Below are 20,035 nucleotides of genomic sequence, written 5' to 3' on the forward strand. Positions count from 1 at the left end.
CCCCATGCGGCCGGTACGGCGAAGCCGCCTCCCGCTCTCCCTGCGCCGGCAGCCCGTCTCCTGGGAGCGGCAACGCCCCACGTGGCGCGAAGCGAAGCCCGCGTTGATCGCCGACGCGCTCAAGCGCGCCCAGGCACGCCCGTCGGGCAACTGGTACGTCGTCGGCGCCTCGCGCGGTCTGCGGGACGACCGTCCCCTCGCCCGTACGGTGGCGGGACGCGAGGTGGTCCTCTGGCGTGCGGCCGACGGCCGTCCCGTGGCGGGCCCCGGGATCTGCCCCCATCTGGGCGCGCCGCTGAAGGACAGTCCGGTGCGCTGCGGCACCCTCGTGTGCCACTGGCACGGTCTGAGCCTGGACGGCACGCCGTTCGCCGGGTGGCAGCCGCTTCCGGTGCACGACGACGGGGTCCTGCTGTGGGTGCGGCTCGACGACGTAGGGGACGAACCACCGCTGGACGCTCCGGTCCTGCCCCCGCGTCCCGACCTCGCCCGTTCCCTCAGCGCGGTCTACGTGGGCACGGGCGTCTGCGAACCCGAGGACGTGGTCGCGAACCGGCTGGACCCCTGGCACGGTGCCTGGTTCCACCCCTACTCGTTCGTCGACCTGACGGTGGTGGACCAGCCGGAGAACCCGGGGGGCGCGGAGGACGGCTTCACCGTCGACGTCTCCTTCAAGGTCGCCGGCCGGCTGGTCGTTCCCGTGCGTGCCGTGTTCACGGCGCCCGAGCCCCGCACGGTCGTCATGCGCATCACCGACGGGGAGGGGCAGGGCTCGGTCGTCGAGACCCATGCAACCCCTCTCGGTCCCGACGGCCGGGGCCGCCCGCGGACGGCCGTCGTCGAAGCCGTCGTCGCCACGTCCCACCGCCGGGGGTTCGCGATGGCGCGCCGCGCGGCCCCGGCTCTGCGTCCTCTCGTACGCGGCGCCGCGGGACGCCTGTGGCGCGACGACCTGGCGTACGCGGAACGACGCTGGCACCTGCGCTCCACGGGACGGTTCCCGGGCTGACGGCCCCCCGACCGCGCAGGTCACCGGGAACGGGCGAGCGGTCCGGTCCGCCGCTGCGTGAGCGGGCGGACCGGATCGCTCGGACACATCCCTAGGAGGAGGTGCGGCGGCCGCCTCGGCGGTCGGAGCCACGGCCGACCGTGCCGGCGGCACCGCCCGTGGCCCCGCCGCCGCCCGTCCTGCGGGGGGAACGGCGCCGGCCGGTCGCGGAGGTGCCACCGGCCGCTGCCGCCCCGGCGGCGGCCCGGCGGTCCGTTCCGCGCTCCCCCGTCCCGGCGGCCGCGGCCGTCGCCGCCTTGGCCCCGCCGCCGCTGCGGCGCCGACGGCCGGACCGGGCGCCGGGCTCGGTGCCGGCCTTCCGGTTCGGGCGGGACGCCGCGGGTGCGGTCGGCTGGGGGATCTCGATGGTCACGGGCACGCCGGAGGGCTCGCGGGCGCCGGTGATGGTGGTGAGTTCCGTGTCGCTCGACTTGACGCGGGCCGCCCGGGGGCGGATGCCCGCGTCCGACATGAGCCGCGTGACGTCCCGCTTCTGCTCCGGGAGCACCAGGGTGACCACGCTGCCGGAGCCGCCGGCACGGGCCGTACGGCCGCCCCGGTGGAGGTAGTCCTTGTGATCCGTCGGCGGGTCGACGTTCACGACGAGGTCGAGGTCGTCGATGTGTATGCCACGGGCCGCGACGTTCGTCGCCACCAACGCGGTGACCTGGCCGTTCTTGAACTGCTCCAGGGTGCGGGTGCGCTGCGGCTGCGAGCGGCCGCCGTGCAGCGCCGCGGCGCGCACGCCGACGGCCAGGAGCCGCTTGGCGAGCCGGTCGGCGGACCGCTTGGTGTCGAGGAAGAGGATGACCCGGCCGTCACGGGCCGCGATGCGCGTGGTGACGGCCTTCTTGTCGGTCTCGTCCTGGATGTGGAGCACGTGGTGCTCCATCGTGGTCACCGCGCCGGCGGACGGGTCCACGGAGTGCACCACGGGGTCCGTCAGGAACCGCTGCACCAGGCGGTCGATGTTGCGGTCCAGGGTCGCCGAGAAGAGCATGCGCTGGCCGTCGGGCCGCACCTGCTGGATCAGCCTGGTGATCTGCGGCAGGAAGCCCATGTCGGTCATCTGGTCGGCTTCGTCCAGCACGGTGATGCGTACGGCGTCGAGCACGCAGTCCCCGCGTTCCACGAGGTCGTTGAGGCGGCCCGGAGTGGCCACGACCACCTCGGCGCCGCGCCGCAGCGTGCCGGCCTGCTTGGTGATGGACAGCCCGCCGACCACCGTGGCCAGCCGGAGGTTGACCGCCGTCGCGTAGGGGGTCAGCGCGTCCGTCACCTGCTGGGCGAGTTCGCGGGTGGGCACCAGCACGAGGGCGAGGGGCGCCTTGGGCTCCGCGCGCAGGCCGGCCGTGCGGGCCAGCAGCGCCAGCCCGAAGGCGAGGGTCTTGCCGGAGCCGGTCCGTCCGCGTCCCAGCAGGTCACGGCCGGCGAGCGAGTTGGGCAGGGTGGCGGCCTGGATGGGGAAAGGGGTGGTCACGCCCTGCGCGGCGAGGGTCTTCAGCAGCCCCGCGGGCATGTCGAGACCAGCGAAGTCCTCGACAGCGGGAAGCGCGGGCGTCGTGCTTTCCGGCAGCCGGAATTCCATCGGCGACGACGAGGACGGTGGGGGTGACGAGGCTCGCCGGTTCGACTTCTGGGGCCTGCGGGACATGCGGTTGTCTGCCTTCCTGGAAACAGCACAAACCGGGATCCGCACCATGTCGGTGCGGACCCCGGTGAGCGGATTACGCGTCCGGCGATCAGGCGGGGACGATGTTCTCCGCCTGCGGGCCCTTCTGGCCCTGCGTCACGTCGAAGCTGACCCGCTGGCCCTCCTGGAGCTCACGGAAGCCCTGGGTCGCGATGTTCGAGTAGTGGGCGAAGACGTCGGGGCCGCCGCCGTCCTGCTGAATGAAGCCGAAACCCTTTTCAGAGTTGAACCACTTCACGGTTCCCTGTGCCATGACGTTCTCCTTTTGGTAGGCAGAGGCCCCATCCGGAAACGCCGGAAAACAAATAATGCGCCTGAAGGATAAGCATTCCCGTCAGGCGCACATAGGTTCATGGGTACCACAACTGCAACACGTAGACCTTAGCACAGGTCGGCGGTGACCTGCCCCGCGCTCGGCGTCGATCGGGCCCTCACGCCGCGAAGGCATTCAGCAGAAGGATTCCGCCCAGCGACAGCAGCGAGATCAGCATGTGGGAAACCGTCCAGGTGCGCAGCGTGCCGCCGACGGAAAGCCCGAAGTACTCCTTGAACATCCAGAACGACGCGTCGTTGACGTGGCCGAGGAAGACCGCACCGGAGCCGAGCGCCAGGGCGAGCAGGGCCGCGTGCGGGGCGTTCAGGCCGTGTGCCATCGACGCGACGATGCCGCCCGCGGCGACCGTGGCCACCGTGCCCGAGCCGGTCGCCGCGCGCATGAGGGCGGCCACCAGCCAGGCCAGCAGGATCAGCGGGATGTGGAGGTCCCGGGCGGCCTCACCGATCACGGTGTCGATCCCGGCGCCGCGCAACGCCGCGGAGTATCCGCCGCCTGCGCAGACGATCACCAGCACCCCGGCGATCGGCGGAAAGGCACGCGTCAGCGTCTCGTGCACCCGCCGTCTCGAGGCTCCCGCCGCCCAGCCGAAGACGGCCAGCGCCACCAGGACGGCCAGGAGCAGCGCCACCACGGGGGTGCCCGTGAAGGCGATCGCCCGCGCCACGAATCCGTGCCCCAGGTGGAACGTGCCGGACGCGGCCTCGAGCATCATCAGCACGACGGGCAGGAGGACGGTACAGAGTGTCACCGCGAAAGGTGGTGTGCGTCGGCCGCCGCCCGGCGCCGTCCGGTCCTCGGCGCGAGGCTCGCGCGCCGTCCGCTCGGGCGGGCCGGCCGGGGCGGCCGGGGCGGCCGGACAGGGACCGACGGCCGCCGACGCGGGCGGGCCGCCGGCGGCGGCCACCGGGACCGGTGACGCCGCGGCCGGTACGGGTGCCACGGCCGGCGCCCTGAGCCGGACCACTCGCCTGAGAGGCACGGCGGCGGGTGCCGGGGCATCGGCGGTGAAGGCCGCGAGCGCGGCCTCCGGCACGTGGGCGGCCACTCGGGGCCAGATGTAGGCGGTGAACAGCGGGCCGGCCACGACGGCGCAGGGAATCGCGATGACCAGGCCGTAGAGCAGGGTGAGGCCGGTGTCGGCGTGTACGGCCGTGATGGCCGCCAGGACGCCGGGGTGCGGCGGCACCAGGGCGTGCACGGTCGCCAGGCCGACCACCGCCGGTACGCCGATCCTCAGCACCGGCTGGCCGGCACGGCGCGCGATCTGCAGCACGAGCGGCACCAGCATCACGAACCCGACCTCGAAGAACATCGGCAGCCCGACGAGGCAGGCGATGCCGGTCACGGCCCAGGGCAGTCGTTTCGGGCCCACCCGTCGCGTGAGCGCCGACACCAGTTGGTCGACGCCACCGGAGTCCGCCAGCAGTCGCCCGAATACCGCGCCCAGGACGATGAGGACGCCCACCTGGCCCGCCGTGGCGCCGAAGCCGGTGGTGAAGGCCGCGGCCGCCCGGGCGACGCCCTGCCCCGACAGCACCGTGACGGCGAAGGCGCCCAGCGTCAGGGCGAGGAAGGCGTGCAGCTTCGCCCAGCTGACGAGGACGACGACCAGGACGACGGAGAGACCCACCACGATCATCAGCCAGGTGTCATGAGCCGACCAGGAGGCCGCAGCGACGGCCGCGGGCCCGGAGCGTGATGCCAACGCTGCCATCATGCGCGTACAGCTTTCTGTCGAAGATCCTTCCCCGGGTCCGGTGGGTCCCGGACCCGATGGGGGAAGTGCTCACGCCACGATCGTCGGGTCGCCGGTACGCGCGGGCACTCCCCCGATCGGCCACCCCGGAGACGACATCCCCCTCGACCACCCGGTCACCGATGGGACGACACCGGCAGCCGGCACCGGCACCGGCATTGCGCCCGGGGCATGTGCGAAGGGCCGCACCGAACGCCAACCGGCCTATTTCGCGCCTGATTTGGTGAAGGACTTGCGGTGCGGGTGGCGGTATATGATCAAATCTACCGATGCGTACCCCCCACATACAGACGCATCCACCTGCCCAGTCGGACGGCCCTGCCACCGAAAGGGTTCCACCCAGCCGCAATCCGTACGACGAACTGGCGTCACTGGCGGACGATCCGCTGGACGACCTCCTTGCCGACGACGCCACCGGGACCCGGCGGGACGACGACTCCGAGGAGCCGTGGGCGCCGCCCAACCACCGGCGGGGCAGCCGCCGTCGCAACCGCGCCACCGGCCTGCCCACGATCGTGAGGCTCCTCGCCTGGACCCTCACCCTCGCCTGCCTCGTCACCCTGGCCGATCGCTGGGCCCTGCTCTACGCGGAGCACAAGGCCTCCGAACGGCTCAAGGACGAACTGGACCTCGCCGCCGCCCCGGAGGTACGGATCGGAGGCTTCCCCTTCCTCACCCAGCTGGCCGCACGGCGCCTGGACTCGGTCCAGGTCACCGTGCCCGACATCCCGGCCCAGCGGGTCACCCTCACCCAGGTGACGGCCGACGCCGACGACATCCGCATCGACGGTGACGGGCCGACCGCCGTCCGTGGCGCCCTCGTTCGGCGGATGCACGGCCGGGTCCTCCTCTCCTTCGCCGACATGAACCGTGAACTCGGCGCCTCCCAGGTGGCCTTCACCGCCCACGGGCCCGGCAGCGTCCGGGCGCGGGGATCGCTGCGCATCGCCGGACGCGATCTGCGGGTACGGGCCGACACGCGTATCCGGCGTGACGGGGATCGCGGCATCGCGGCCTCCGTGGACGGAATGCGGCTCGACATCGGCGATCTCGCGACGTACCGCCCCGGCACCGGGCCCACCGAGGGGCTGCACCTGACCCGCGCCTCGGCACGCCGGCTGACCCGGGAGGCGGAGAAGATCAAGGCGTTCCTGTCGATCCCGGAGGTCGTGCACCGCCTGGGCGTCCCCGACGGCGCGGTGCGGGCGGCGCTGCACGACGAGGACCGGCTGCACCGACTGACCGGTGCGCCGCGCTTCCTGCACCGCCTGACCCGCGTCAACCTGGTGGACGCGGCGCTGGCCCATCCCCGGCTCCTCGAACGGCTGGGCCTGGATCTGTCGCTGCTCACGGCGCTGACCAAGCTCACCCGCCCGCAGATCGCGGACCGCTTCTCCTTCGCGTTCCAGTTGCCGAAACCGCCCGCGGGCGACCTGCGCCTCCAGCGCGTGACGGTGGGCAAGGACGGCATCCGCGCCGACGTCTCGGCGTCGGGGCTGCTGCTGGGTCACTGATCGCGGTCTCCGGAGCCGGCCCGGACGGGCGGGGGAGGCGGGCACCGAGGGCGGTGCCCGCCTCCCCAGCCCGCGGAATTCACGAGCCTGTGGACGCGGGACTCCAGCAGGATGTGCTCGTGAACCACCTTCTGTACGGCCTCGCCGGCAACCCGTCCCTGCCGCCCGACCTGCTCGACCGGCTGATATCCGCCAGACCGATGGCGGCAGCGCGGGGTGGGCGGCGGCCACCTGCCTCGCCCGGCTGTCCGTCAGGCAGGCGAGCAGTGGCGGCCGAGGCGGCCGCCGCCGACCCGTCACTGCCGGCCGGGGTGATGGCGGATCTGCTGCGTGACCTGCACGTGCCACGGCGGGCTCCGACGGAGGCGACGCCTACGCGGCACTGATGCCCAGCACCTGGGCGGTGCCGTCCGGCAGGGCGGTGATGCGGACCTGGCCGGCCGGGAAGGGGTCGACTCCGCTCGGGCCGGCGATCTGGGCGAAGCCGGACCAGGAGACGTCGTCCTTGCGGATGGTGTGCCAGACCGTACCGTCGCGGCCGACGACGACCACCTGTGCCGATCCGTCGCGCATACCGGCGATGTCGACACTGCTGGCACCCATGCGGCCGGCGCCGACGCCCGCCGGAGGTGCGAAGCCGTCCCACCGCCCGTCGGGGTGGCGCACCTGGTGGTAGACGTTCCCGTCGAGGCCGATCGCCACGACTTGGGAAGAGCCGTCCGGCAGACCCGTGACGGCCAGGGCCGGACCGGAGAAGGTGGCCGCACCCCCGAACCCGGCCGGACGCGTCCACGGCGTCCAGGACCCGTCCCGGCGGCGGATGATCAGGTACATCGCCCCGTCGGTGTGGTACGCCAGGACCTGGGTCGAGCCGTCGGGCATGCCGGCCAGGGCGACCTTGGTGGCACCCCAGGTGCTGCCCGGGGTGAAGCCGGGAACCGGGCGGAAGCCCGCCGAGGTGCCGTCGGCGCGGCGCTGCTGGTGGTACAGCGTGCCGTCCATGCTCGTGGCGACGATCTGACTGGTCCCGTCGGGCAGGGCGCCGACGGCCGCCTCGCGGGCGGCGAAGTCCTTCTGCCCGCCGGGGCCGTCGAGGCGCTGCCACGGCCGGGACAGGGACGGGCCGTCGAGAGTCGCCCACCAGAGGCTGTTGTCCGCTTGCAGCCCGAGGACCTGCACGGACCCGTCCGGCATCCCGGCGGCGGAGACCTGGATCCCGGCGAAGGCGGACTCGTTCGCGACACCGCGCAGGGGTCTCATGCCGGTCCAATTCCCGTCCGGTTTCCGGGCGCCTTGGAACAGGACCCGCTTCTCCACGGCGTACGGCGGCCGGTTGGCGGCGTAGAACCAGACGGGGTTGGTGAGGGCCACCATCTGGTCCAGGGTGCTGGAGCCGGGCTGCAGGCGGCGCACTTCGGCACGGGCGAACAGCGAGGCCTTGCCCCAGCCGCGCCAGCGCAGTTGTCCCGTGCCGCCCGCCCCGATGGCGGTCGATGCCATGATCCCCCACTCGGTGCAGAGGGTGACCACGGTGTCGGGTGCGCCGGAGACGGAGGCGGTGACGTCGACCGCGTCGAAGAAGCCCAGGGGGAGTTCCTCACCCGGCCCCGCGGTGCGGCCGGCTCCACTGGCCGTGAAGTCCACGGTGACGGACGCCGACTCGGCGGCGTAGGACCTGCCCTGCCGCAGCGAGGTCAGGATCGCGGTGGTGGACAGCGCGGAGGCGTGGACGACGTTGTGCGGCAGGCCGATGGTGTCGGTCGTGGCGTGGGAGTCGCTGTTGCCCAGACCCGGGAGGCGCTTGCCCGTAGACAGGGCGCCGTGCCAGAGAGCGACGTTGGCCGCGTCGTCGAGGGTCCAGGGGCCGTTCCACACTTCCATGGCATCGACGTGGTCCAGGCCGAACTCCCAGAAGGAGCCGGGCCCGGGAGTGGTGGGATGGGCGGCCACCACGAGGCCGCCGAGGCTGTGCACCCGCTGGACGTGCCGGTCGAGTTCGCCCCGGTCGCCCGGTGCGTAGCGCCAGTCCACCCACTCCCCCTGCGGCAGTCCCACGGCGAGCCAGTGGCCATGACGGGTGGTGACCTCCTCGGCGTTGATCACCAGGAGGTCCGAGGGGATGTTCCCGTGCCAGGACACGCCGGTGGAACTGGTGTTGTGGTCCGAGGTGGCGATGAAGTCGAGCCCGCTTGCGCGGGCGTCCACGACCATCCGGTCGACGGTCCGCGCGCCGTCCGAGTGGACGCTGTGCAGGTGCAGGTCGCCGCGGTACCAGCCGGCGGTCCGGCCGCGCACCGAGTCGGGCAGGAGGTCGTAGGGGGTCTGCGGCAGCGGGGGGCCGTATTCGAGGGTGACGCCGACCTCCCACTTCATGCCGGTGGCCTTGTAGACGATGGGACCGAGGGCGACGGTCCATTTCCCGGCTTCGACCGGCCCGGGCACGTAGCCGGGGGTGGCGTCCGCCGCCGAGAGGGTGAAGTCCCGCCTGGCTCCGCCGGACCAGCCGCGGAATCCCGACGGGCCGAAGATCCCCAGGTCGAGGACGTTGGACAGGACGCCCGGGACGAGGACGAAGGGTTCGAAGGCCGAGGTGACCGAGATGCGGTTCACGCCGGCCGGGACGTCGATGTCGAGGTACGCCCATTGGTCGAAGCCCATCGGGGAGTGGCCCTGGTAGGTCTTGGTCACCTTGGCGCCGTCCGCCTGGGTGTCGGCCCTGGCCACCCCCGCGGGCAGCATGGCCGCGAGGCCGCCGGCGGAGAGCAGTGTGCCCAGGCGCAGCACGTCACGGCGGTGCACCCGGTGGCTCGACGGCCCGCCGATTTCCCGTGCCGCGTATCTGTCGGCTCCCTGGTCGTTCGGCACCGCGCCACCCCCTGCTGTCGCGTACCTGTCAAGCAACGACTTCCGTTCGTTCGAACGACCAGCAGCGTACCGGCAGAGCGCCGGCCCAGACCCTTCCGCGCGCGAACCGTCGCGCCCCGGCCGTTCACACGGCCGCACCCCCGCGAGAGCCGGTGTGGGCCGTACGCGACGCCGCACTAGGCGCCCGCGGAGCGGCGGCTCATGACGGGCTCGGCGCACAGCCTCGCCATCCCGCAGAGGGTCTGCCCGTGACGGGTGAAGAGCTCGTCACGGGAGTCGAAGCGACCGAGGTCGGCCAGGACGTACCCCGAGAGGTCGCACCCGTCGCCGCCGGCCGGGCAGACGGTGGTGCCGTCCCAGTCGACGGCCGTCCTGGACAACGCCTCGAAGAGCGTCTCCGCACCGGCGTTGGTGAAGCCGCCACCCCCCGCGACGCCCAACTCGTCCAGGTCACCGAAGAGTTCCGAGACCGTCAGCCAGGGCGCGCCGCGACGGCCGGCCCGCGACGGTCCGTCCAGCCGGAACTCCGGCCACGCGAGGACCACTTGGTCCGGAACCAACCGGTGGAACCGGGGAAAGCGCGGATACCAGAACCGCCCGTCGACCAGCAGACCACGCACCCGCGTGGACACTCCCGACGCACGCGCCACGGACTCCAGCACCGCCAGCCGCTGGCTGCACGAACCCCGGCGGCGGCGCAGCACCTCCGACACGGGCAGCTCGTCCCGAACCGAGTACACCGGCCGCACCGCCGCCGCGATCCATCGGTGAGCCCGGCGCAGAGCCGTGATCCGGTGGGCGGGATCCGGGGCCCCCGGCACGTCGATCTTCCGAAGCAGCGCGGAGACCTCCGGATGCCGCCAGTCGAGGATCCGCGTCGCGGCCGTGCTCCCCGCGGCCACGGCTCCGTCCGCCGCAGGCGTGCGCACACGGCCTCGCGGGGTGAGAAGCGAACTCGTCATGTCGGGGTCCTCTCGCCAGTGTCCGGCCCACAGACCGCATGGTGACAGGAATTTTGAACACGTTCAACTACATCCCGCGGGCCGGATCGCGCGCGTCCGGACACGCCCTCCCCAAAGCCGCATGGCCCGGCCCTAGGTCTGCCGTGGCCCATCTCACCCAACCCGCTCCTTGACGCAGATTCTTTGCGCCGCCGCTTGGATTTCCGCGACTTCTTCCGCTTAGGCTCCCCCGGCATCCCCAACACGCCACCAGGAGCCTCGAATTGTCGAAGCAGGACGCATGTGGAGATTCCCCGACCGGTGGGCTCGTCCTGCTCGGTGGGCCGCCCGGAGCCGGAAAGTCGACCGTGGCCGAGGCTTTGGCCGGCACGGCGGGGCGCCCCACCGTCCATATGCACACCGACACCTTCTTCGTCTGGATCCGTTCCGGATTCGTACCGCCCTATCTCCCGGAGGCCGAATCGCAGAACGATGTCGTGCAGAAGGTCATGCTCGACGCAGCATGCGCCTATGCGGACGGAGGCTACGACGTCGTCCTCGACGGCATCTTGGGGCCGTGGATGCTCGATGCCTTCCGTGCGCGAACGGACCGCCGGGGCCTCGACCTGTCCTATGTCGTCCTGCGTCCGAGCCTGGAGGTGACGCTCTCCCGAGCCACGCGGCGCGAGGGACGCCACTTGAAGGAGATGGAGCCGATCACCGGCCTCCACAAGGCGTTCGAAGGCATCGGCGCACTCGAACGCCACGTGCTCGATTCCACCGCCCAGACCGTGGAGCAGACGACCGCCGAGCTGGCCGCCGGTCTGGAGACGGGCCGCTTCTCGGTGGGCTCGGGAGCGCCGTCGCGGCGGCCGACGACGCGGTGACCGCGAAGCCACCGCGCGCCGGAGAAGCCGGCCGCCCGGCCGGACGGGTCAGAGGTGGCACAGACCCCGTTCGTAGTCGACGGTGGCGGCCTCCTTGGAGTGGGTCCACTGCGGGGTCAGCAGTTCGGAGTCGAGCTGCCGGGCGGCATCGGGGCTCTCCACGATGTAGCCGAAGTCCTGCAGCCACGCCGCATAGAGGTTCTTCGAGCCGATGTAGAACGCGGAGCCGTCGACCGAGACGAGCTTGTGGTGCTGGGCGTACGGGTGGCCGTCCGCCCACTTCGCGCTCGCCGAGCCGCGGAAGGAGGCGAGCTGGAGGTTCGAGCAGAGTGCCGCCGTGGCGCTGCGGCCGTCGCCGGTGACCCGGGCGAGCCGGTCGCGCAGCACGTCACTGATCTCGGACAGGGACTTGATCTGCGAATAGCCACCGCTTCCCACGGCGCCGCGGTTGGCGGGGTCGCTGACGACGATGCGTACCTTGACGCCGGCCGCGAGCTTGGCGGCGAGGGCGTCGTAGACACGGGTGTCGTAGCGGGGCAGCGGGGGGCAGGTCGCGTTGAGGTCCTGTTGCGAGATCTCTATGTGGTCGGTCGCGCTGGAGATCAGCGAACGCAGGGCGCTCTCCTCGGGGTTGACCGTGTCGTAGTCACGGTCGGCGTTGGTGTTGTCGTGCAGACCGATCCCGCAGCGGGTGCCGGACGCGCCCGGCAGGGCCGGACGCCAGGTGGAGGCTGGGTCGGCGTCCTGGATGCCGACGCCGAGACCGCCTACGGCGATCACCGGTACGTCACCCGTGGGGCCGACGGCACGGGGGTTGGTGTCCTGCTCCATGCCGGCCATGCAGTCCGCGTCGGCCGAGGCGGCGTACCAGACGGCGGCGACGTTGCCCCTGTTGTCGCAGGTCCACTTCCAGAGCCGGTCCAGGTAGCGGCCGGCCGTACCGGCGCCGGGGCCGGTCAGGGCGAGGTCCACGTCGGTGACCGGATGATCGGTGTCGAGGTAGTCGCCCTTCCAGTCGTTGATGCCGCCGGTGATGGCGGACCGGCCGTCGACGACCAGGAGTTTGGAGTGGTTCCACGAGAAGGCCGTCTTGGACGTCGTCATCGACGCGACGTTGAGCGTGACGGCGTCGGCGGCCGGGCCGAGCTTGCCGCGCAGGTCGTCCCGGTACTTCGAGGGCAGCACGTTCATGTGGTAGACGGGCGCGGCACCGACGAGGACCCGGACCTTGAGGTGGTGGCCGGACGCGACGGCGGACCTCAGGCCCGCGACGACGGCGTCCTGGAACGCGCCGTCCGGGAAGGGCGCGAGGGTGGAGATGTCGACGGTCCGCGTGGCCCGCGCGATGTTCCGGGTCATCCTGGCCAGCAGGCGCTCGGTGCCGGTGCGGTTCTCGCAGGCGTCGTCGCCCCAGCAGCCGGGAGTCTGGAGCAGCCATCCGGTCCGGTCGTCGTCCGGGGCGTCGAGCCGGTTGCCGCTCGTCCGCTCCCACACGTCTCCTTCGAGGCCGGGCGAGACGTCGCGCAGCGTGCGTTCCACCGCGTCGAGATGCGGAGTCGCCGGGTCGGCCGCGGTGGCGGGCGCGGCGGGCAGCACGGCCAGGGCGAGGGCGGAGGTCACCGCGGCGCAGGCGGGCCGGGCTAAGCGGAGCGAAATGATCATGACCAGAAGTTACCAGGGAGTACAGGCTCCCTCGGCCGGGGAACCGGCAAGGGCCGTCGCTCGGCGACCGGCTGTCGAACCGTCACCCGACGAGCCGGTCGCGGCCGCGCTCCCTGCGGCGCGCTGGTCAGCACGCGGCGTTGCACGGCTACCGAGCCGACCTCGGTGAGGGAGGTGGCCTCGACCTGCTCGCCCTCGACGAGCAGGGGGGGGTGACGGACCGGAGCAGTTGCTGCCTGCGCCGGGTGTTCATGAGGGTCACCGCTGAAGAAGGCGCTGCTGGGGCTCGGACTGCAGACCGTGCTCGGCGTGCACGGGGAGGAGCAGGGTCGGAAACTCACCTTCCCGCCCGCCTGCAAGGCCGCGGGCCGGGACCTCGCCTCCCGCCTCGCCGCGACCGCGGGCTGACAGCGGTCGGCCGCCCCGGGTCACGTCCGGACCCGGGGGCCGGCCTCAGAGCACGCGCAGGACGCCCACGACCTTGCCGAGGATCTGTGCCTGGTCGCCGGGGATCGGCTCGTACGCCGGATTGCGCGGCATGAGCCACACCCGCCCGTCCCGGCGCCGCAGCTGCTTCACCGTGGCCTCGTCGTCCAGGAGTGCGGCGACGATGTCCCCGTGATCCGCGCTGTCCTGCCGTCGCACGGTCACGATGTCGCCGTCGCAGATCGCGGCCTCGATCATGGAGTCACCGGAGACCGTCAGGGCGAACAGCTCGCCCTCGCCCACCACCTGGCGGGGCATGCTGTAGACGTCCTCCACCATCTCCTCGGCGAGCAGGGGCGCGCCGGCGGCGATGCGGCCGACGAGCGGTACGTCGACCGGCGTCTGGCCCCGGGCGTCGAGATCGGGGGCCCAGGAGGGCCGTACACGGTAGGCGCGGGGCCGGTGCGGGTCGCGGTAGAGGACGCCCTTGCGTTCGAGGGCCATCAGCTGATGGGCGACCGAGGAGGTGCTGGCGAGCTGTACGGCCTCGCCGATCTCCCGCATGGACGGTGGATAGCCCTGGCTCCGGACGGCACCGGCGATGAACCGGACGATCTGCTGCTGGCGGACGGTGAGTTCACCCTCCGGCGCGCGGCTCCCAGGTGGCCTGCCCCGGCGAGTGCGTGTGTTGTCGTGCATCCGGGGCACCTCCGTACAAGATCGCTCAGAGCACGACCCTACCTGGCACACCCCGCCAAAGGGAACAGTCTTTCGGTCAGGTGGCGCAGGAGGGGTATGCCGGAGCCGCCGGGACGGGAACGGGAACGGGCGGGACCCCTGCCCGGCCGTGACGGCGGACAGGGGCCCCGGGGCGGTCGGACGGGGTCAGCCGTCGGACTCCGCCGAGGGGAGGTAGGCGCCCGGTACGTCGTCCGGCGCGTAGATCCTGTGCTCGCCCGGGTACGGCTTCTTCCACTCGTGCGTCTCGTACCAGGTGAGGTGATTCATCTGAGCGGGGTTGGCGAAGTCGGGCACCGCGTGGGGTCCGGTCAGCCGCTGCTTCGCCTTCCACTTGTCCCACTTCGCCGCGAGAGCCTGCTTGTCCGCCGGCACCTTCGCCGACGGTACGGCCGCCGCGTGCGGGTCCTGCGGTGCCGGGGTGTCCAGGCCACAGGACGGCGGGGTCTTCAGGCCGTCGGTCAGGGAGGTCCGGTTGGGCAGCGCCTCGAACGGCGTGTAGTCCGGGTGCCGGGTGAACGCCCCGCGCATCGGGCTGGCCGCGCTGTCCTTCTGGTTCATCGGGTGGATCCCGAGGATCTGCTCGATGGTCCGGATCATGGTGATCTGGGTGTAGTAGCGGCTGTCGACACCGCCGTGCCGCGCCCAGGGGCTGATGATCTGGATCGGGGCGCGGTGGCCGTCGACGTGGTCGAGGCCGGCCTGGGAGTCGTCCTCGACGACGAAGATCGCGGAGTCCTTCCAGTACTCGCTGTGCGTGATCTCGTCCACGATCCGGCCGACCGCCAGGTCGTTGTCCGCGACCTGGGCGGCCGCACCCGCGGGACCGCCGGTGTGGTCGCTGGAGAGCCAGAACATGTTGAGGTTCGCGGGCCCGTTCCGCTCGAAGTCGCGCTTCCAGATCTCGGTCCGGTAGACGTCCGGGACACTGGTGTCGAACTTCGGGAACCCGTGCACGGACACGTCGTTGAGGGAGGGGATCGGCGAGGAGGAGTTCAGCGGGTAGGCGGTGTCCTGCCCGGTGGACGCCATGTTCTTGGCGTCGCAGTACAGGTTCTGCCAGCTCGCGCCCGACGGCTTGGTCAGGAACTGCTGGAACTCGCCGAAGTCGCGCACGGACCTGCCGGCCGCCTGCGCACCGGTCCAGATGAACCCGGTCCGCTGGTGGCCCAGGGCGTCGTCCTCGGTGTCGTAGCTGCGCGCGTACTCGCCCGCGGAGGACTCGGTGTACTCCGGGTCGTCGGCCTGCATCAGCCAGTTGTGGCCCTCGGCCGAGTTCGTGCCGATGTCGTAGGTGTTGTCGTACAGGCCGAACTGCTCGGCCAGCGCGTGCTGGTTCGGTGTGACGTTCGCACCGAACTGCGCCAGCGACGGGTCGCCGTTGCCCTCCGGGACGTCGCCGAAGACCTGGTCGTAGGTCCGGTTCTCCTTGACGAGCAGGAAGACGTGCTTGATCGTCGAGGGCTCGCCGAGCCGTGCCGGGACCGGCACCGGCCGGGCCTTGCTGTGGCCCTTGGTGAGCTTGACCGAGCCCGGGGTCCAGCCGTTCTGCCGGAAGACCTTGGCCGTCTGGGACCGGACGACGCTGTCGCGCGGCAGCGTGAACCGCTGCACGCTCGACGTGGTGTCGTGCGTGCCGTGGCCACCGCTGGTGGTGGGGCGGCGGGCGTCGACACCGCGGGTGTTGGAGACCACCACCTGGTCGCCGACGGTGGCGATCTCCGCGGGGAAGTAGTCCGTCGGGAGCAGCCCGACATAACTCACGGGCTCCTGCGGGGACTTGTACCGGTAGACGGCGACCGCGTTGGCGCGGCCGAGCGTCACCAGCAGATGGCCGTCGTCGGTGAGGGTGACCCCGTCGGGCTCGTAGCCCACCGACGCCTCGGGCCACGGCTGGGTGGCGATGGTCTGTACGACCTCGTCGGTGGCGGTGTCGACGACCGACACGTCGTTGGTGGCGGTGTTCGTGACGAACAGCGCGCCCTTCTTGGCGTACAGGGCGGTCGGGTGCAGTCCTACGTCGATACTCTCGACGGAGGCCGACGGATGCGCCACGTCGATGACACTGACCGTGCCGGTGGTGGTCGCGGCGGTCTTCGGGTCGGCGGGCACCTGGGTGCCGTACGAGTTGATGGTGGTGTCGCCGGGCTTCGCCGGGCGCCCGCCCTCGTTGCCGACGTACAGCTTGGAGCCGACGAGGGCCATGTCGCGCGGGGCGTTGCCGACGGCCCAGGTCTGTTCGACGGCGCCGGTCGCCGCGTCGATGGCGACCACCCGGTTCTGGCCGTTGACCGCGGAGTACACGGTGGACCCGTCGGGCGAGAACACGGCCTCGCCGACCAGCGCGTGCTTGGCGCCGTCCGCCGGGATGCTCACGGCCTTGGGGTCGGCGACGCTGCCGTCCGGGTTCACGGTGAACCTGGTGTAGCCGTCGGTCTGGCCCAGCCACAGCTGCGAGCCGTCGGGCGAGTAGGTGGGGCCTTCCTGACCGACGGAGTTGCTGCTCAGTCGCGGGGTCGACGCCGCGGAGGTGCCGACGAGCTGCTGCACCTTCCAGTCCTTCAGGTCGACGACGGCGAGCGCGCTGCCGCCGTCGGTGACCGAGGCGGCGAGGTGGCTGCCGTCCGGGCTGACCGAGGACGACATGATCTTGCCGTTGTCGACCACGAGGCGGTCGCCGTAGGGGGCGATGTACTGGTCGCTGGAGACGACCTGACCGCGGTCGGTCGTCTGGCCGACATGGTCGGTACCGAATTGGTGGGTCTGGGCGAAGGCGACACCGGCCGCCACGAGGGCGAGAGCCGTGGTGCCTGCTGTCACCAGAGGTATCCGGCGACCGATGCGTCTACCGAGAAGGCCGGGCAGGTCGTCCTTCCCGACACGCCGGCGACGGCGTGTTACCTGCATGGAGTTATCCCTTCGACGTGGCGAGCAGCTCGACGTTGCCGTCGAACTGCCACAGCGGGTTGGGTGCGTCCCCGGTCGGGGTGCGGACCAGGAAGTAGCCGTTCACTTCCTTCGGTCCGTCGCCGTCGGCCATGAAACGACCGTCCGGGGTGACGTCCAGCTGGTAGATGGCCGACCCCACGGCCTCGACACCGGGGAGGTGCCAGGAGACGACGCACCGCCAGTCGTTGCCCGGTCCCTCGGCGGCGACCCTGACACTGCCCTTGTCGCACGTCGCCGTGGCCTTCAGCTGCGCTTCGGCGACGTCCGGGCGGTTGAGCTCGTCGGTCTGCAGCCGGTAGAGGTGCGCGAACGCCGTGGCGACCGAGCGCTGCACCTTGTCCTGCTCGATGCCGGACCCCTCCGCCCCGGTCGTCACGGAGACGACCGCGACCGTCACGGCCGTCAGCCCAGCGAGGGGCAGGACGCCCGCGGTCACCGCACGGCGCCCGGAGCCGTCGTAGCCCGGGTTGGTGAAGTCGCGCCGCAGGAAGAGCAGATGGGCCAGTACGGTCGCGAGCACGGCCCAGACCAGACTGACCGAGACGCCGATCAGCAGCGGACCGAGCTGTGCCGGGTCGGTGAACAGACCGTTCCAGGCGATGAAGGCGTAACTGGGCAGTGCGATCCGTACGGCGACGGGCAGCGGCAGCATCTGGGCGAGCTGCATGACGAACGCGACGAGCGCGGGCAGCAGCAGGCCCATCGGGGACCGTCCCAGCGTGACCGACCCGAGCAGACCGATCGCGGCGAGGGCCAGGGTGGGGGCGATCACGCAGACCCAGGCGAGGAGCACCTTCCCCGCGGCCTCCCCCGGTGCCAGCAGGTGGCCGTCGAGGCCGACCAGGGGCTGGTTGCCGACCGCCGCGATCCCGCCGGCCACGCTGGAACACGCCAGCCCGGTCACGAGAAGCAGGATGACGGTGAGGCTGGCGAGTGCCTTCGCCACGAAGATCCGCCGCGGTGAGCGGACCGCGACGAGCAGATGGCGCCAGGTGCCGAGCCGGTCCTCGGAGGCGAAGACGTCCCCGGCGACCACCGAAGTCAGCAGCGGAAGCGCCCAGGTACCCGCGAAACCGAGCACCACCAGCGGTCCGGCCCATCCCGTGGCGTGCATCCAGCGGCCGAAGAGGGTGTCGGAGGGGAGGGTGCCCTGTTGGCTCACCCCGGCGACGAAGAGCGCCGGTGCGATCCAGCAGGCGAGGACCAGCAGACGGATCCGCCACTGGGCGACCAGTTTGGTCAGTTCGAAGCGGTAGCCGCGGGAAACCGGGACGCGGCGGGCGGGTGCGACGTCGTCCTCCACGGCGGTCGCGTTCATCGGTCGGCCTCCTGCTGCTCGGTGAGGGCGAGGAACGCGGCTTCCAGCGGCGACACCACGGGGGCGAGCTCCCGCACGGCGACTCCCGCCCGCACGAGCCGCGCCACCAGTTCGTCGAGGGCGGGCACCAGCGCGCGGACGACGAGGGCCTCGTCGCCGGGCCGCGTCCCGGTCTCGTCGACGACGACCCCCGGCGCGTCGGCGGCCAGTCGGCGTGCGGTCCGCGGGTCGGACGTGCGGATCCGGTAGTCGAGTTCGCCGTTCTCGGCGGCCAGCTTGCCCAGCGGACCCGAGAAGACGACCCGGCCGGTGGCGAGGATGGTGACGTCCGAGCACAGCGCCTCGAGGTCGTCCATGCGGTGGCTCGACAGCACGACGGCGGTTCCGTCCTCGGCCAGCCGGCCGAGGACGCCGTGCACCTGCTTCTTGCCGGCCGGGTCGAGGCCGTTGGAGGGCTCGTCAAGCACGAGCAGCCGGGGCCTGGTGAGCAGGGCGGCGGCCAGGCCGAGCCGTTGGCGCATGCCGAGCGAGAAGCCACGGGTGCGGTCGTCGGCGACATCGGTGAGGCCGACCTGTTCGAGCGCGGCGTCGATGCCCGTCCGCGTGTCACGGCCGTGGAGGGCGGCCAGCGCCACGAGGTTCTGCCTGGCGGTGAGCGAAGGGTAGAGGCCTGGCCCGTCCACGAAGCCGGCGACACTCTCCGGGGCCGAGAGCGCCCGGCCGACCGTGGTGCCGAGGATGTCGAGACGGCCGCCGTCGGCGACGGCCAGACCCAGCAGGAGGCCCAACAGGGTCGTCTTGCCGGCGCCGTTGGGCCCGGCGAGACCGTGGATCCGGCCCTGTCCGACATCCAGGTCGACGCCGTCGAGTGCGACGACTTCGCCGAAGCACTTGGTGATCCCGCGCGCCCGGACCGCTAGGAGTGCGTCCATGAGTCCCTTCTTCCGCAACGCTCAGGAACCTTAGGGAGCACACACAACGCGTACACAGACAGTCAGTTGAACGCTCAGGAAACGGATCGTCAAGGCGTCGGCAAGTCGCCCGCACGATTGGCTGTTTTCGCATCGCACACGGGCAAACCAGGAACCAGGACTTGATGGACTGAGCGGACGAAGATCCTGTCGCCTCGTATCCTGCGGACTCTTGAGCGATTCAATGCCGCCTATCCCTGGGATCACAACGCCCACTACCACCGCTGGATCTTGCGGCAGCTGCCGAAACGCTTCGTTCGCGCTGTCGACATCGGCTCCGGCAGCGGTGACCTTGCAAGGCTCCTGGCCCGACGCGCCGTTGCCGTGACGGCAGTCGATGCCGATCCGGTGATCACGGCCCAGGCTCAGAAGCTGACTGCTCCATCGCTTCCTGTAACCTTCACCGTCGCGGATGCAGTAGCCGAGTTCCCTGCCGGCTCCTACGACGTCATCACGTGTGTCGCCACGGTCCGTCATCTGCCGTTCGCCCGGGCACTCGCCTGTTTCCGAAGTCATCTGGCGCCGGGAGGGAACTTGGTGATCGTCGGCTTGTCCCGCGCCCAGACCCCTGTGGACTATTTACTCGGAGCCCTCGCCATTCCATCCAACGCCGCTATGGGCTGGCTGAAGAACAAAGGCCGCTCCTCACCGCGCCCGGCATCCATGACGGCCCCTACTCGCTCGGCAGACATGGCCTTTGACGACACCGTCCGTGAAACCGGGACTCTCCTCCCCGGCGCACGGCTGCGACGGCGGCTGTTCTGGCGTTATACGCTCGTTTGGCAGCAACCCTGAGTGGCCCGGGGCTTCTCGACCACCCGTCGGCCCTGGGGCTAAAGCCGGCACGTCGCGCCCGTAGGGTGCGGGCGTGACCGACCCGTCCCGCGCACCGGCCGCCAGGCCGACCGGCTCGTCACCGTGCTCCGGCAC

General features: G+C 71.6%; 15 protein-coding genes. 5 read left to right on the forward strand and 10 right to left on the reverse strand.

Annotated elements, in window-relative coordinates; genetic code table 11:
* Positions 1-4: 4 nt before the first annotated feature.
* Positions 5-1,009, forward strand: a complete 1,005-nt coding sequence (locus tag ACF08B_RS33095; RefSeq protein WP_392320795.1) for a DUF5914 domain-containing protein — start codon at positions 5-7, stop codon at positions 1,007-1,009.
* Positions 1,010-1,100: 91 nt separating this feature from the next.
* Here ACF08B_RS33095 and ACF08B_RS33100 read toward each other — a convergent pair whose 3' ends face one another.
* The 3 genes from ACF08B_RS33100 to ACF08B_RS33110 all read right to left on the reverse strand — a co-directional run bounded on the left by ACF08B_RS33100 (position 1,101) and on the right by ACF08B_RS33110 (position 4,783).
* Entirely contained in the window at positions 1,101-2,702 is a 1,602-nt protein-coding gene (locus ACF08B_RS33100) for a DEAD/DEAH box helicase (RefSeq protein ID WP_392320759.1), read from the reverse strand.
* A gap of 88 nt (positions 2,703-2,790) precedes the next feature.
* Positions 2,791-2,994, reverse strand: a complete 204-nt coding sequence (locus tag ACF08B_RS33105; protein WP_030575165.1) for a cold-shock protein — start codon at positions 2,992-2,994, stop codon at positions 2,791-2,793.
* 178 nt (positions 2,995-3,172) lie between these two features.
* On the reverse strand, positions 3,173-4,783 hold the full coding sequence (locus ACF08B_RS33110) for an SLC13 family permease (protein ID WP_392320760.1): 1,611 nt from the start codon (positions 4,781-4,783) through the stop codon (positions 3,173-3,175).
* A gap of 320 nt (positions 4,784-5,103) precedes the next feature.
* Here ACF08B_RS33110 and ACF08B_RS33115 point away from each other — a divergent pair, with 320 nt between their 5' ends.
* Together ACF08B_RS33115 and ACF08B_RS33120 are read left to right on the forward strand one after the other, a co-directional pair.
* Positions 5,104-6,348 (forward strand): DUF2993 domain-containing protein, encoded by a 1,245-nt coding sequence (locus ACF08B_RS33115; protein ID WP_392320761.1) that lies wholly within the window; start codon positions 5,104-5,106, stop codon positions 6,346-6,348.
* Positions 6,349-6,467: 119 nt separating this feature from the next.
* Complete coding sequence (locus ACF08B_RS33120) at positions 6,468-6,734, forward strand: hypothetical protein (RefSeq protein ID WP_392320762.1); 267 nt, start codon at positions 6,468-6,470, stop codon at positions 6,732-6,734.
* On the opposite strand, the gene ACF08B_RS33125 is transcribed toward ACF08B_RS33120, so the two are convergent.
* A complete protein-coding gene (locus ACF08B_RS33125) occupies positions 6,721-9,213 on the reverse strand; it encodes a CehA/McbA family metallohydrolase (RefSeq protein WP_392320763.1) in 2,493 nt (830 codons plus the stop codon). The genes ACF08B_RS33120 and ACF08B_RS33125 overlap by 14 nt on opposite strands.
* Before the next feature lie 176 nt (positions 9,214-9,389).
* Positions 9,390-10,175 carry a transglutaminase domain-containing protein gene (locus tag ACF08B_RS33130; protein ID WP_392320764.1) on the reverse strand — a complete coding sequence of 262 codons (786 nt, stop codon included), beginning with the start codon at positions 10,173-10,175 and terminating at the stop codon, positions 9,390-9,392.
* A 263-nt stretch (positions 10,176-10,438) separates the two neighbouring features.
* Here ACF08B_RS33130 and ACF08B_RS33135 point away from each other — a divergent pair, with 263 nt between their 5' ends.
* Positions 10,439-11,041 carry an AAA family ATPase gene (locus ACF08B_RS33135; protein ID WP_392320765.1) on the forward strand — a complete coding sequence of 201 codons (603 nt, stop codon included), beginning with the start codon at positions 10,439-10,441 and terminating at the stop codon, positions 11,039-11,041.
* Positions 11,042-11,089: 48 nt separating this feature from the next.
* On the opposite strand, the gene ACF08B_RS33140 is transcribed toward ACF08B_RS33135, so the two are convergent.
* From ACF08B_RS33140 to ACF08B_RS33160, 5 genes are all read right to left on the reverse strand, one after another.
* Entirely contained in the window at positions 11,090-12,703 is a 1,614-nt protein-coding gene (locus tag ACF08B_RS33140) for a phospholipase D-like domain-containing protein (RefSeq protein WP_392320766.1), read from the reverse strand.
* Between the two features lie 453 nt (positions 12,704-13,156).
* Complete coding sequence (gene lexA / locus ACF08B_RS33145) at positions 13,157-13,828, reverse strand: transcriptional repressor LexA (protein ID WP_392320767.1); 672 nt, start codon at positions 13,826-13,828, stop codon at positions 13,157-13,159.
* Between the two features lie 186 nt (positions 13,829-14,014).
* On the reverse strand, positions 14,015-16,774 hold the full coding sequence (locus tag ACF08B_RS33150; RefSeq protein WP_392320768.1) for an alkaline phosphatase family protein: 2,760 nt from the start codon (positions 16,772-16,774) through the stop codon (positions 14,015-14,017).
* A 4-nt stretch (positions 16,775-16,778) separates the two neighbouring features.
* Positions 16,779-18,134, reverse strand: coding sequence for an ABC transporter permease (locus ACF08B_RS33155; protein ID WP_392320769.1), 1,356 nt, complete (start codon positions 18,132-18,134; stop codon positions 16,779-16,781).
* Positions 18,131-19,066: an ABC transporter ATP-binding protein gene (locus ACF08B_RS33160; RefSeq protein ID WP_392320770.1), complete on the reverse strand. Its 936-nt coding sequence runs from the start codon at positions 19,064-19,066 to the stop codon at positions 18,131-18,133. The genes ACF08B_RS33155 and ACF08B_RS33160 overlap by 4 nt, the downstream gene beginning before the upstream one ends.
* 183 nt (positions 19,067-19,249) lie before the next feature.
* Here ACF08B_RS33160 and ACF08B_RS33165 point away from each other — a divergent pair, with 183 nt between their 5' ends.
* Positions 19,250-19,900 carry a class I SAM-dependent methyltransferase gene (locus tag ACF08B_RS33165; protein ID WP_392320796.1) on the forward strand — a complete coding sequence of 217 codons (651 nt, stop codon included), beginning with the start codon at positions 19,250-19,252 and terminating at the stop codon, positions 19,898-19,900.
* Positions 19,901-20,035: the final 135 nt, after the last annotated feature.

It is taken from the genome of Streptomyces sp. NPDC015139 (assembly GCF_043079785.1).
GTDB classification, from domain to species: domain Bacteria; phylum Actinomycetota; class Actinomycetes; order Streptomycetales; family Streptomycetaceae; genus Streptomyces; species Streptomyces albidocamelliae.